The organism is Winogradskyella alexanderae, from assembly GCF_020166335.1.
GTDB lineage: Bacteria > Bacteroidota > Bacteroidia > Flavobacteriales > Flavobacteriaceae > Winogradskyella > Winogradskyella alexanderae.
In genome coordinates, this window is record NZ_JAIUJR010000003.1 from 274,227 (window position 1) to 288,780 (window position 14,554).

Consider the following 14,554-nt stretch of genomic DNA (forward strand, 5'->3'; position numbering starts at 1 on the left):
ACGCGCCTTCTTTGATTGTTTTTAGTTTACATATCACTGCTTCACAAATGATAAAACCTGACTTGAATTGTCCCTCGTAAGCTTTATAAAATAAATACCTTCTTTTAGATCCTCAACCGAAATATTTAAATCTAGATTTGAAACTACTTTAGATGCTTTGATTTTTTGACCAAGCGTATTGTATATTTCATACCTATCAGGTAGTGTAGTAGTATTGACTGTTAGCGTATTAGATGTTGGATTTGGCCAAAGGCGAATGTCTTCTGTACTGAAATCATCTATGCTAAGAACACCATTGAAGAAATTATTTGAGGTGCCATTCCCAAAATCTCCTCCACTTGCCAATAAGGTATTGTCAGCTGCCCTTAATTGATAGTTGCCGTTACCTGAGGCACAACAAATACCATCACCGTAGCTATCGTTAATTTCAAATTTGTAACAGACATCAGGATTAACTGTAAAGGTTTCAGTCTTTGTTGTAAAATCATCTATGCCTTCTACATAAGGACCTCCTGAATATAAAACATTGCCATCGCCATCTGAGAAACTCCACGTAGTCTCTGTTGGCCAGTCATCTAAAGTCAGGCTCAATTCAATAGTTATTGTGCTTATTTCTTGAGCACCGACATTAATGTATTGCGATTTAACTTTACTGATTGTTTGAGTACCATTAGAAACAGTAAGTGCGACGTCATAAGTACCAATACCATTATAAGTGTGTGTTATGTTTTGGGTATTATAATCTTCAATGGCGTCACCATTAATATCCCAAGACCATGTTGTCGCACCAACACTGTTATCAGTGAAATTTACCGTTAAATCACTACCACAGCTTTCAGTTTCATCCGCGACGAAATCTGTACTAAAACTTGGACACGCCATACTACTTCTAGAAATTTGATAAACGGCGTTAATTCGGGCAAATTGTTGCGGAGAAAACAACGTTCTGCATTGCTTTCGTGAATAAGACATAATATTTAACGGATCAGGTTGATAAACATCACCATTGGCATCTTGACTAAAAAAATCAGTGTAATCGCAATTCGTATTAACATTGTTAAAACCTAATTTTGGGTCTGCTGGTGTATCACAAATAAAATCTCCTGTACTTTCGCAGTTAGTACCATCTACAAGCTCCTCTGTAGATGCAAAAACATTACTGTTACCGTGTGTGTGAGGCAACGCAAAAAAATGACCCATTTCATGTGCTAAAGTACTGCCGTTTGTTGTACAACTGTTTGCCATAAGTATGGTTTCTGGCCCGCCAGGGAAATAGGCATAGCCACACAATGAGCCTCCAGAACTACTGGTTATTGAATTGGTAAAATAGATATTAATTACACCATTGACATTATTGACAGAGGTTAGTAAGCCTTCTTCAGAGCTCTCGTAAGTGTAATAATCATCATTATTTATGTAGTTAATTCCATCACACAAAAAGAATTCAAGACCAGCACTAACATATATTGAATTCATCGTAGCAATGGCATCATTTAGCTGAATTTCAGTTAATCCACCGGTACCATCCGATTGTCTTATAATATGAGCTTTAATTGGTACAGAGCTTAGTAAATTAGAATTTCGACCAAATGATTGGTTCTGTAAAAATTCAGTTTCTAGAGCTTTGATCTGGTCTATTTTAGAATCGTAATAGTTTTGTTCTTCTTCTGTAAATTTAAATCCGCAATCATCTGATTGTGCATTTAAAAAGGGTACAAAAAATAGAGAGATTAGCCCTAAAAAAATAGACTGCTTAATTAATTTATAATGCATTTGGTTTGGTAATTTGTGTTTAGTAGGTATCCCAAAATATGAATTTACCTATAATTATGGATGATTTTTCGATAAAAAACTAAATATTTTAACAAATCCAAATATTAATAACGGGTTCATTTTCAAGGTATTTATTGGGACGGAATGTATATGCAAGGATGGTTTTACTTGCAATATAAAAGACAAATAATGTAATTTAGGCCAAACATTTATTTTGAATATAGAGATACTATTATCATTTGCATTAGCGACTTCTGCATTAGCCTTATCTCCTGGACCAGACAATATTTATGTACTTGTGCAAAGTATTACCAATGGGAAGATTTATGGCATTGCCACTGTTTGTGGTCTCATTACTGGCTGTATCGTTCATACAACGCTTTTAGCTTTTGGTGTTTCTGCAATCATCAAGGCAAATGAAAATATCTTCTTGGCAATTAAGATTTTTGGTGCAATCTATCTTCTGTATCTGGCATATTCCGTTTACAAATCAGATTCGAATATAGATTTTACATCAAACAGTGCACCAAGAAAAAGTTTAAAGGCATTATTTATTCAAGGTTTCTTTATGAATGTCCTTAATCCAAAAGTTACAATTTTCTTTCTGGCCTTTTTCCCTGGTTTCTTATTTAGTGATTCCTTGAGTTCAGTGTTTCAATTTTATGTTCTTGGTGGCATTTTCATGTTAGTCTCCTTTATTATTTTCTCTGCTATAGCTTTATTTGCTGGCGAAATAAAAGCTTTTACCCTAAACCACAGAAATTCTGGAGTTGTTTTTAAATGGCTTCAGATTGTGGTTTTTATAGGTATTGCAGTGTTTATTTTAGTTTAATTTTAAGTTATGAAAAAGGTATTCTAAGCCTTATATTTGAGGCAATGGAGAACAGTGTAAAGCTAATTGAATGCCCAAGGGATGCCATGCAAGGCATTAAGGAGTTTATTCCTACCGAAAAGAAAGCACAATACATTCAAAGTCTTCTTAGAGTTGGTTTTGATACAATAGATTTTGGAAGTTTTGTTTCTCCAAAGGCGATACCTCAAATGGTAGATACAGCAGAAGTTTTATCACTGTTAGATTTGTCAAGCACTAAAAGTAAAATCCTAGCAATTATTGCAAATACGCGCGGCGCAACTGACGCTTCTCAACATGACCAAATTGATTACTTAGGATTTCCATTTTCAATTTCTGAAAACTTTCAAATGCGTAATACGCATAAGACGATAGCGCAATCGGTCATTACCCTTGCCGAAATTTTGGAAATCGCAGATAAGAGCAATAAGGAAGTAGTGGTATACATTTCCATGGGTTTTGGTAATCCTTATGGTGATCCGTGGAACGTGGATATTGTTGGTGAGTGGACTGCTAAGCTGGCAAGTATGGGTGTAAAAATTCTATCTTTAAGTGATACTATAGGCAGTTCCAATCAAGAGAATATCACCTATTTATTTTCTAACTTAATTCCCAGATATCCAAATATTGAATTTGGAGCTCACTTACATACAACACCATCAACATGGTTCGAAAAAATTGATGCAGCTTATACTGCAGGTTGTAGACGGTTTGATGGAGCTATTCAAGGATTTGGTGGTTGTCCTATGGCGAAGGATGAGCTTACAGGTAATATGCCAACCGAAAAGATGTTTTCTTACTTCACACAAAAAAAGGCGCACGATTTAAACGCTATGTCCTTTGAAAGTGCCTATAATGAGGCTACAAAAATTTTTAGAAAGTACCACTAAAAAAACGCTATTTAAAACAAAGTAGCGCTTTTCACTAATTAACCAATCTTGTGTTTAAAATCTAAACTCCAATCCTAAGTTCGCTCCAAAAGGATGGCCAGGCCTCAAACCTGCAGGAACTCTTGAAACTGCATAGGTTTCGTCTAGCATATTTATAATGTTTCCAGTTAGGCTCAACTTATTTGAGAAGTGATATTTTGCAGAAAAATCAATTATAAAATTAGATTTCACTAGTTCGTCATTAGGAATGGTTCCATTCCCTGCAAGGGTTCTAAATTCTCCATTATATCTACCGCTGAAATTCAATTCGTATTTAGCATGTTCCAGTGAGATCATCGCATTGAATTGATGCTCTGGGATATATGGTAGTTGATCACCCTCAGATACTTCTCCCCAAATACCGTTAGCACTATCAAAACTATTTTGAAATTCAGTATTGGTGTAAGTGTAGCCAAAAGTTAAAGGCATTGAGAAGTTGTCATTTTTTGACATTAAATCATAGTTAAGCAATAATTCCAAACCACTAACGGCAACTTCACCAGCATTAAACTGTTCTAGTGAGCCAGTGCCACCTGTTGCGGCAATATCGCTTCCTAATAAATTACTATAATCATTAAAAAATCCAACAATTTCTCCTCTTAGACCTCCAAAAACAAATCTAGATCCTAGTTCATAGTTGATACTTTCTTCGGCTTCTTGACCTGGTTGATTACTTGGCGGTGAAAAACCTTTATGGACACCACCAAATACAGAAAGATCATTTTTAAGAGCATAGTTAAAACCGATTCCAGGAATAAAAATATCAAGGGAATTATCTCTAAAGGAAGGATTTATGTTTGATCTGCCAGGATTATCACTACCATAATCCACACGTTCAAGTTGAATGTTCTCGTAACGTACACCTGGTGTAAGCGTTAAATCATTGTATTTGAATTTATACATCACATATCCAGCAAATGCCGTTGCGCTACTAATTCTATTACCTTCGGCACCTCTTTCGCCTAGGGAGGTCAAAGTCATTGATCCATTAATAATGTTATAACCATCTTCCCATTGAAAGCGATCTTCCTCATCGTAATGGTATCTGGCACCAATTTCTAAATCATGGAACGTATTTTCGCCATACCAATGGTAATCAAATTTGGTTTGTAAGCCTTTAGAGTAGTAAGCTCTATTATTTGCTTTTAATAAAAGGGCATCGGCTTCTGAATCGACGTCACCTCTAATAATACTTAAATGGTCGGGAAACTGATTCGGGTTTGAGATGACGTCTGCGATCCGTTGTTTATTGCCATTGAAAATAACATCATCTAGTTTGTACCAATTTCGTGTAAACTTATTGTAATAACCATTGGTGGTTATTCTAAAGTTCTTTGAGAAATTCAATTTATGAGTTAACATAAATTGTACATGTTCAGCGTTCATCACATCCTCTTGGGACGATGCATATCGGCTGAAAGGAGAGTTGGCAAAATCAGTTTCTGTAAGACCTAAATAGGTTTCGTTTGACACTTCGTCAGAATATTGAAATTTAGCTTCCAGGGATTGCTGTAGTTTTGCCTCTGCCTTTGAGTTCACTCTAAATTTTGCTACAACTTCATTGATGTCAAACCCAGTATTACTATTATCTGGTAGATCTTTAAAACCATCGGAGTTATAATTTAAATATTCAACCATATAGCCTAAAGTCGGTTTACTGTCACCAACACGAGCATGAAATTGACTTGTGTTATAGCTTCCATAGTTTGCTCTAATCTGTCCTGTAAGTGTTTTAGGTATTTGTGTTGAAATCATATTTATAGCCCCGCCAGTAGTAAATGGTCCAAATTGGACCTGACTACTTCCCTTAAGGATTTCTACGGCTTGCATTCTCGCTACGGAAGGAAAATAGTACGCGGAAGGCGAGCTGTAAGGTGCTGGTGCGATTAAGACACCGTCTTCCATAATGGAAATTTTTGCACTTCGTTGAGGTGATGTCCCTCTTAAACTAATGTTTGGTCTTAAACCAAATCCATCTTCTTCATAGAAAGTTACACCAGGAACTGCTCTTAATGCTCTATTGATATCCGTATAATTAAACTTTTGTAGTTCCTCTGGAGATAAATAATATGCAGATCCCGTTCTATTTCTTGCAACATATTTATTACCAAATATAGCATTGGCGTCAATTAATACTTCATCCAGTTTTTGGATGGAATCATTTTGTTTTTCTTTTTGATTTTCTTGAGCTTTTAGGTTAGTAATCATTACTAAGCCTAGTATTGATAAGGTAAATTTCGCATTCATTAATTTAGACTTATTAAAAATAAATATAATTTTAGGCAGACAAAAATAAAACTGTAATTTCAATTCTCAAACTTTATTTAGAATAAATAAAAATAAAATCCGCAATTGATTTTAAATGAATTTGTTATGTTTTTGAATGGGTTGAGTATAACTATTTCATTTAACCTTTAGTTGACATTAAGCACTTAAAAAAAACGTATATTTGCACGCAATTATATCTTAATTGCATCATGACAGCACACGAAAACAAAATCTTAGGTGAAGGCCTTACCTACGATGACGTCTTATTAGTCCCGGCATTTTCAGAAGTACTACCGCGTGAAGTAAACATTCAGTCAAAGTTCACAAGGAATATTGGTATAAACGTTCCCATTGTTTCTGCAGCGATGGATACCGTTACCGAGAGCAAAATGGCTATTGCTATGGCTCGTGAGGGTGGTATTGGTGTTTTGCATAAAAACATGACCATTGAAGATCAGGCTGCTAAAGTAAGGCGTGTAAAACGTGCAGAAAGCGGGATGATTATAGATCCGGTGACGCTACCAATGGATGCAAAGGTCATTGATGCAAAAAATGCAATGAGAGAGCATAGTATTGGCGGGATACCTATAGTTGACGAAAATGGCAAGCTAAAAGGAATTGTTACCAATCGTGATTTACGATTTGAACATAAAAATGAAAAACCAATTATTGAAGTCATGACAGGTGAGAACCTTGTAACTGCGCCTGTTGGTACATCATTAAAAGATGCCGAAGCAATTCTCCAAGCTCATAAAATTGAAAAACTACTCATTGTTGGTGATGACTACAAATTAGCGGGCTTAATAACATTTAGAGATATTACTAAAGTCACCCAAAAACCAATAGCCAATAAAGATACTTACGGACGCTTACGTGTGGCAGCAGCAATTGGTGTTACAGGTGATGCTGTCGAAAGAGCCTCAGCTTTGGTAAAAGCTGGTGTAGATGCAGTAGTTATTGACACGGCACATGGCCACACCAAAGGTGTTATTTCAATATTAAAAGATATTAAGTCACAATTCAAAGAACTAGATGTTATTGTCGGAAATATTGCAACTGGAGAAGCTGCAAGGTATCTAGTAGAAGCAGGTGCCGATGCAGTGAAGGTAGGTATAGGTCCGGGATCTATTTGTACAACACGTGTAGTTGCAGGTGTTGGATTTCCACAGTTTTCAGCTGTCTTGGAAGTTGCGCAGGCTATAAAGGGATCAGGTGTTCCCGTAATCGCAGATGGAGGTATTCGTTATACAGGTGATATTCCTAAAGCTATTGCTGCAGGTGCTGATACGGTGATGCTGGGATCACTGCTTGCTGGTACGAAAGAAAGCCCTGGTGAGACCATTATTTATGAAGGGCGTAAGTTTAAATCTTATAGAGGTATGGGTTCTGTCGAAGCAATGAAACAAGGAAGCAAGGATCGTTATTTCCAAGATGTAGAGGATGATATAAAGAAGTTAGTTCCTGAAGGCATTGTTGGGCGCGTACCATATAAAGGTGAGCTGTTTGAAAGCATTCATCAATTTGTTGGCGGATTGAGAGCTGGTATGGGCTACTGTGGGGCTAAGGATATACCGACATTAAAGGAAACAGGACGTTTTGTAAAAATTACAGCTAGTGGTATTAATGAAAGTCATCCTCATGATGTAACCATTACAAAAGAAGCACCAAATTATTCAAGATAATAACAATTTAAATCTGAATATAAGAACAGCATTTTTAAATGCTGTTTTTTGTTTAACCTAAGTGTAGTAAATTAAAAACTTTATGAAATGTTAATGTGCGGTATTTTCAATTATACCAAGACTTATCTTTGCAATAATTATGACTCAAAAAAGTATAGCTGTTATAGGAGCAGGATTAGCAGGGCTAGCATCTGCAATTAGATTACGATCACAAGGTCATAATGTTTCTGTTTTTGAAGCAAATGACTATCCAGGAGGTAAGCTTACTGCTTTTACTGAGCAAGGTTACCGATTTGATATGGGCCCTTCGCTTTTCACAATGCCTCATTTTGTAGAAGACTTGTTCAAGGTCGCTAATAAATCTGTTAAGGATTATTTTGAATACCATCAGAAATCTATAGTTTGTAATTATTTTTACGAAGACGGTACGCGGTTTTCCGCCTATGCAGACAAAAATAAATTTGCAACAGAAGCCTCAAGAACATTTAATGTCAATAAAAAGGCCATAATTGGTTACCTTAATAAAAGCAAAAGAAAATACGACTTAACAGCGTCCTTATTTCTTGAAAAGTCACTGCACAAGTTGTCAACCTATCTAAGTACTGATACACTTAACGCCATTCTAAAAATAAACACCTTAGACCTAAACACAAGCCTAAACGAATATAATGCCAATGTTTTTTCAGATGAAAGGCTTGTGCAATTCTTCAATCGTTTTGCAACATATAATGGATCATCACCTTATCAAACACCTGGTATAATGTCTATGATTCCGCATTTGGAGCAACATTATGGAACGTTTTTTCCTAAAGGTGGTATGCACTCAATAACAATGAGTCTTTATCAGCTAGCAAAAGACATTGGTGTAGTGTTTAATTTTGATACCAAGGTCGAAGAAATTATTACCAATAAGCGTCAAGTAACTGGAATTAAAGCCAATGGCGCCATTGTAAATGCAGATATTGTTGTGTCGAATTCTGATGTTGTGCCCACTTATCGTCAACTTTTAAAAAAACATAAAGCTCCCGAAAAGGTATTGCAACAACCTCGAAGTAGTTCGGCCCTAATTTTTTATTGGGGAATCACTAAGGAATTCGAAGAATTGGATTTGCATAATATTTTCTTTTCTAAGGATTATAGAACGGAGTTTGACCAAATTTTTAATAAAAATACCGTTTATGACGACCCAACGGTATATATTAATATTACATCTAAAGAGGAGCCAAATGACGCACCAGAAGGTTGTGAAAATTGGTTTGTAATGATTAATGTGCCTAGCAATAAAGGTCAGGATTGGGATGAGATAATAGAATATTCGAGAAAAAATATCTTGACTAAACTAACTCGGTTGTTAGATGTAAATTTGGAAAGTCTAATAGCGTATGAAAGTATTTTGGAGCCTCGAACAATAGAATCTAGAACCCAGAGCTATCAAGGCGCCTTATATGGGGCGGCAAGCAATAATAAATTTGCGGCGTTTTTAAGACATCCAAATTTTAAGAACTCAATAAAGAATTTATATTTCTGTGGTGGTAGCGTACATCCTGGTGGAGGTATACCTTTATGTTTGTTATCAGGAAAAATTGTTGCGGATTTAATACAAAAGAACAACTAAATGATAGATAGAAAATTTATCAGATACTTGTCGGTTTTTTTAATTTGGTTATTTTCCATTTCTGGAATAATAGGAATTCTGTCACCAGAATATTCTGGTTGGTTCCTAAGCATGACGCCCTTTAATTTGCTCCTTACTTTTGTAATTCTTTTGGTTAATATCCAAGAATATAAATGGCAGATACCAGTTGCCATAGCAATTCCATTTTTCTTGGGATTTATTACTGAGGCATTGGGTGTGAATTTTGGACTAATATTCGGTAACTATGCCTATGGTGAAAATCTTGGGTATAAGATTTTTGGAGTACCTATAATGATTTGTTTTAACTGGGCTTTGTTAACGATGGCCACTGCAGATATTGCTAGTTATTTAAGCAAAAATATAGTTTTGGCTTCTTTAGTTGGTGCAGGTTTAATGACTGGTTTAGATTTTATCATTGAAGTATCTGCACCTCGCTTTGATTATTGGGAATTTGAGAATGGGCATGTCCCACTTCAAAATTATATTGGTTGGTTGTGTACTGCTTTCATTGCACATTACGGTTATCAGTATTTTAAGGTGAAGACCCATAAAGGGATTTCATTTCATGTCTATATTTCGATTGTTTTATTTTTTACTGTTTTTCTGTTTTTTTAATGGCCGACCATGATTACATAATATTAGGTGCAGGTGCTTCTGGGTTAATGTTAGCTTACAGGATGGCCTTAGATACATATTTTGAGGATAAATCCATTTTAATTATTGATAAAGACAAGGATAAGGGTAACGACAGAACTTGGTGTTATTGGGAGGAAGGAAAAGGCGAATGGGATAATATTCTACACAAAAGTTGGCCAAAAATTTATTTTGGGAGCAAGAACTTTTCGAAAACCATAGACCTTCAGGATTTTAATTATAAAATGGTTAGAAGTCAATCATTATATAACTTGTTGTGGGATGTTATAGATCAAAAACCAAATATAAATTTCATAAATGATGAGGTGAAGGCTATTGATGAATCTCAAAATAATGTCAAAGTACTAACCTCAAAAAAAACTTACGAAGGCAAAAAGGTTTTTAATAGTATAGCGAACCCAAAACATTATAATAACCAAAAAAAATATCCAGTTTTACAACAGCATTTTGTTGGTTGGTTTATAAAAACTAAAACCAATCAATTTGATGACAGGGTTGCAACCTTCATGGATTTTTCTGTATCACAAAATGGCAATACAAGATTTATGTATGTATTGCCTTTAGAAAAAAATATAGCACTTTTTGAGTATACCCTCTTTTCTGAAAAGTTACTCAAATTTGAAGAATATGAAAATGCTATTGCGGACTATTTAGCCAGAGAAGGTATTACAGAATATGAAATTGTAGAAAAGGAAAAGGGTTCTATCCCAATGACCTCATTTAAATTCTCAAAATTAAACTCTTCAAACGTTTTAAATATTGGGACTGCTGGTGGTTGGACAAAAGCGAGCACTGGGTATACATTTAGGAATACAACCAAAAAAACAAAAGAATTGCTAGCCTTTTTAAAGCACAATAATGATTTATCAAAATTTCATCAGAAAACTAAATTTTGGTGGTATGACCTTCTGTTTTTAGATGTTTTGGATAAACATAACGGGAAGGGCTCTGAGTTGTTCGCGTCATTGTTTAAGAATGCAAAAACAAGGACGATTTTAAGATTTTTAGATGAAGAATCTTCATTGAGTGAGGATTTAAGCATCATTACTTCTGTACCGCCAAAACAGTTTTTGACAGCCTTGTTTAAGCGTCTGTTTTAGCCTATATATAATTGTCCTCTATGGGGTTTCAGGGCATCTCTAATTGGTGGCATTTCATTTTCCGGTACAACAATATAGGCGTAGCTATGCATATCGTTTATAGTTTCAATACCAGTTATGTCTATCTCTAACTTATTAATGGCAATGTATTCTTTCAGGTGAATTAAATGATGCTCTGCAATTTTTTTGCTTGCAGGACCTCTAAAATCCCATATTAATTTAAGTCTTCGCATTTTTTACTGATGTCCCGTTTTCTATGAAGTTTTTAAAATTAGCCATGTATGTCTTAGTTTGCTTTTTAAATGCTCTTGGCATAAAAAACAACATGGCGTGCATTGCAAAAGAAGTTGGCTGAAATTCATTTTTTAGGATCCATTTAGTTTGCGAAATTCCAATGGCTTCAAAATAGTTTTCCTGTATATTGCGAATACCTTGTGTATTATAGGTTGCATGAAATTCCGAGGGAAAATTACTTTTAGTAATAGTTTCAATGAGTTCCATTTTTCGGTTGCCAAAATCATAATTTAATTTCATTTTGGCGCCAAATTTACCGGGTGTCCCGGAAAGATGTTCTGCACTTACAAGTCCTGCTTGCCAATGCAACATGTTTTCTGAAGAATTCATTTTGTACACAACTTCGTTAATCGGTTTGTTTATAATTATTTCCGTTGTGTATTTCATTCAGTTTTAAAATTCATGTTAAATAAAGATAAAAAAAACACCTGATGACTCAGGCGTTTTCATTTAATATGATTGTGCAAACAAATTTAATTCAATAATACTTTTAAGGTTTTCTGTCCTAAATCAGAATTTATTCTTACAATGTAAACACCACGTGGTTCTGAACTTAAATCCGCTTTTACATTTGATGCATTATTAAAAGCCCTATTGTACACATTTTGCCCCAGTATATTGAAAATACTTACAGTATTTATGGTATTACTACCAGAAATGGTGACAAGTTTATTTGAAACATGAGCTTTTAGATTTTCAATCTTTTCAAAATCTGGTGTGTTTAAAGTACTGTCCTTCAAAGCATCGATTAAATTTATGTATAAATCAGTAGTTTGATTATTGCCACCACCACTAAATTGATTTTGAAATAGCAGATTGAAGCCAAAAATTTCGGTACCATCTGGCACAGCACTGTATTGCTGTGCTAAATTAATGGTTATGCTATAGGTATTAGGACCAGCGTTAACATCACTATCTCCAAATAATGAAAGAACAGGTTGTGCGCCTAAATCTCCAAAATCTGGTGCACCTTGAAATCCGCCAGAGCTCGTGTCCAGTCCACCATACATATAGATTTCTGTTTGGAAATCGGTGTAGAAATTGTTAATAATATCAACATCTTCAAAAATGATTGTTATGTCATCGTTAACTGTTGAGGTCGCAGTTACATTAATTGTTGAACCATCATAACCTGATAGGTTAATTACTTCTTGAGCGGATATGGTTAAGCTAAATACAAAAAGTAAAATAAATAAGTATTTTTTTGCCATAATCAGTATGTTTTGGGTTTTCACTAAACCAAATTTAATAAATTTCAAATATCTTTTTGATAAAGTTAATTTTTCTTCTACGATGTAATGAAATAAAATCTAAAACTAGCGTTATTAACATTTATCAGTAGCTTGTAAAATGTCTAGAATATTATATTTTTGTTTTGCTTCAAAAAAGGAATAAAGACACACGATTTAAAAGAAAGATTTATGGTATCAAAGGTGAAATTTTTATTGGTATTTCTGCTAAGTATTCAAGGCTTTTTAGCCCAACAAAAAGATGATTTGCTACTTATTGTTGATGGCGATTCCATTAGAACATCAGAATTTTTGCGTGTTTATAATAAAAACCTAGATTTGGTCAAGGATGAAAGTCAGAAAAATATAGATAGCTATCTTAAGTTATTTAAAGAGTACCAACTAAAACTCAAAGAAGCTAAACGACTTAAATTAGATGAAGATCCAAAATACCAACGTGAATTTTTAAACTACAAGAAGCAACTGACTAAGAATTATTTATCGGAAAATAAGGTAACGGATGCCTTAATCAAAGAAGCGTATGACCGTAATTCTTATGATGTGAACGCGTCTCATGTGTTGGTTAGGCTTGATGAAACGGTCAAGGATACAGCTCAAGCATACAATAAGATTTCTGCATTAAGAGCGCGTGTTCTTAAAGAGGGATTTGATAAATTAAGATCTGATGTACATGATGGAACCACCATTTTCGTTGAAGATTTGGGCTATTTTTCTGCCTTTAAAATGGTATATGATTTTGAAACAGCTGCATACAATACACCAGTTGGAGAAATATCACAACCTTTTAGGACCCAATTTGGCTATCATGTTGTAAAAGTAAATGACAAACGTCCATCAAGAGGAACAGTAACTGCTGCGCACATAATGATTGCTTTAGATCAAAAGGATTCTCTTTTAATTCCTGAAGAAAGAATTAATGAAATATATAAGAAACTTAATCAAGGCGAAAATTTTGAAGCGTTGGCTAAGCAGTTTTCAGATGATAAAAGTTCTGCAAAAAATGGTGGAAAATTGTCCCCATTTAAAAGCGGCCAGTTAAGCTCTACTATATTTGAAGATGAAGCCTTCGGATTGGCAAATGATGGCGAAGTGAGCAAACCTTTTAAAACCAAATACGGTTGGCATATTGTAAAACGGATTTCTTTAGAGCCTATAAAGTCTTTTGACGATCTTAAACCGTCACTCGAGGCAAAGGTTAAGCGCGATTCAAGATCGAAACTTATCAATGAGGCTATGGTAGATGAGTTAAAGGGCCGATATAACATTACTTACAATAAAGATGCTAAATCATATTTTGAAAAATTAATCAACGATGATTTTTTTTCAAGATCATGGCGTTTACCTGAGTCTTTCAATAAGGATGAAGTACTTTTTACAATTAACGAAAAGGATTATTTATATGACCAATTTGGTAGTCATTTAATGGCCGCACAAAGAGCCTATGCAAACAGAAAGTTAGCCGTTACGGAAATTGTTGAAAAGGAATACAATGCCTTTTTTGAAGCCGTTATTTTGAAATACAGGGAAGCAAACCTAGAATTAGAGAATGAGGAATTTGCAAACATTCTTAAAGAATATCGAGATGGTCTTCTGCTTTTTGATTTGATGGAAAAGGAGATTTGGAATAAAGCCTCAAAAGATACTTTAGGCTTGGAGTCCTTTTATGAGCAGAACAAATTAAAGTATAAATGGAATAGACGATTAGATTTTACAATGGCTTCTTCGGCTGATGAAAACATTGCTAAAAAAGCCTTGAAACTATTCAAACGCGGAAAATCACAAGGAGAGATTGAAGCGTCATTGAATACTAAGGAAAAGCAGAATATAATATTTACTTCAGGTATTTATGATGCAGATGACAACCGATTACCGGCAAATCTGGAATTAATTGAAGGTGTTTCGGGTGTACATAGACATAACCAAGCATTTCATGTGGTCAAGATTAATAATATTTTACTTCCAGGGACTAAGACGTTAAAAGAAGCAAAGGGTATGGTAATCAATGATTATCAGTCTCAAATAGAGTCTAATTGGATTCAATCCCTTTATGAACGATTCACAATTGAGGTCAATGAAGAAGTTTTACAAAGAATCAAAGCGCAAATCAATAATTAATAA

General features: G+C 34.7%; 12 protein-coding genes. 7 read left to right on the forward strand and 5 right to left on the reverse strand.

Features of this window, described 5'->3' with window-relative positions:
* Positions 1–33: 33 nt before the first annotated feature.
* Positions 34–1,773: a T9SS type A sorting domain-containing protein gene (locus LBU54_RS07060; RefSeq protein ID WP_224527740.1), complete on the reverse strand. Its 1,740-nt coding sequence runs from the start codon at positions 1,771–1,773 to the stop codon at positions 34–36.
* 214 nt (positions 1,774–1,987) lie between these two features.
* Between LBU54_RS07060 and LBU54_RS07065 the strand changes: the two genes are divergently transcribed.
* Positions 1,988–2,605 (forward strand): LysE family translocator, encoded by a 618-nt coding sequence (locus LBU54_RS07065; protein ID WP_224527742.1) that lies wholly within the window; start codon positions 1,988–1,990, stop codon positions 2,603–2,605.
* Positions 2,606–2,649: 44 nt separating this feature from the next.
* Positions 2,650–3,513: a hydroxymethylglutaryl-CoA lyase gene (locus tag LBU54_RS07070; RefSeq protein ID WP_224527744.1), complete on the forward strand. Its 864-nt coding sequence runs from the start codon at positions 2,650–2,652 to the stop codon at positions 3,511–3,513.
* A 54-nt stretch (positions 3,514–3,567) separates the two neighbouring features.
* Here the strand turns inward: LBU54_RS07070 and LBU54_RS07075 are convergent, their stop codons facing one another.
* Positions 3,568–5,799, reverse strand: coding sequence for a TonB-dependent receptor family protein (locus LBU54_RS07075; protein ID WP_224527745.1), 2,232 nt, complete (start codon positions 5,797–5,799; stop codon positions 3,568–3,570).
* Between the two features lie 230 nt (positions 5,800–6,029).
* Here LBU54_RS07075 and guaB point away from each other — a divergent pair, with 230 nt between their 5' ends.
* The 4 genes from guaB (at position 6,030) to LBU54_RS07095 (ending at position 10,892) form a co-directional block, all read left to right on the forward strand.
* A complete protein-coding gene (gene guaB / locus LBU54_RS07080) occupies positions 6,030–7,502 on the forward strand; it encodes an IMP dehydrogenase (RefSeq protein WP_224527747.1) in 1,473 nt (490 codons plus the stop codon).
* Positions 7,503–7,641: 139 nt separating this feature from the next.
* Positions 7,642–9,117 (forward strand): 1-hydroxycarotenoid 3,4-desaturase CrtD, encoded by a 1,476-nt coding sequence (crtD, locus tag LBU54_RS07085; protein WP_224527749.1) that lies wholly within the window; start codon positions 7,642–7,644, stop codon positions 9,115–9,117.
* A complete protein-coding gene (locus LBU54_RS07090; protein ID WP_224527752.1) occupies positions 9,118–9,753 on the forward strand; it encodes a carotenoid biosynthesis protein in 636 nt (211 codons plus the stop codon).
* A complete protein-coding gene (locus tag LBU54_RS07095) occupies positions 9,753–10,892 on the forward strand; it encodes a lycopene cyclase family protein (RefSeq protein WP_224527755.1) in 1,140 nt (379 codons plus the stop codon). The genes LBU54_RS07090 and LBU54_RS07095 overlap by 1 nt, the downstream gene beginning before the upstream one ends.
* Here the strand turns inward: LBU54_RS07095 and LBU54_RS07100 are convergent.
* From LBU54_RS07100 to LBU54_RS07110, 3 genes are all read right to left on the reverse strand, one after another.
* Positions 10,889–11,125 carry a hypothetical protein gene (locus LBU54_RS07100; RefSeq protein WP_224527758.1) on the reverse strand — a complete coding sequence of 79 codons (237 nt, stop codon included), beginning with the start codon at positions 11,123–11,125 and terminating at the stop codon, positions 10,889–10,891. The two genes, LBU54_RS07095 and LBU54_RS07100, sit on opposite strands and share 4 nt — an antisense overlap.
* On the reverse strand, positions 11,112–11,573 hold the full coding sequence (locus LBU54_RS07105; RefSeq protein ID WP_224527760.1) for an SRPBCC family protein: 462 nt from the start codon (positions 11,571–11,573) through the stop codon (positions 11,112–11,114). The genes LBU54_RS07100 and LBU54_RS07105 overlap by 14 nt, the downstream gene beginning before the upstream one ends.
* Positions 11,574–11,659: 86 nt before the next feature.
* Complete coding sequence (locus tag LBU54_RS07110; RefSeq protein WP_224527763.1) at positions 11,660–12,397, reverse strand: T9SS type A sorting domain-containing protein; 738 nt, start codon at positions 12,395–12,397, stop codon at positions 11,660–11,662.
* A 210-nt stretch (positions 12,398–12,607) separates the two neighbouring features.
* Between LBU54_RS07110 and LBU54_RS07115 the strand changes: the two genes are divergently transcribed.
* Positions 12,608–14,551 carry a peptidylprolyl isomerase gene (locus LBU54_RS07115; RefSeq protein ID WP_224527766.1) on the forward strand — a complete coding sequence of 648 codons (1,944 nt, stop codon included), beginning with the start codon at positions 12,608–12,610 and terminating at the stop codon, positions 14,549–14,551.
* The last annotated feature ends 3 nt before the right edge of the window (positions 14,552–14,554 follow it).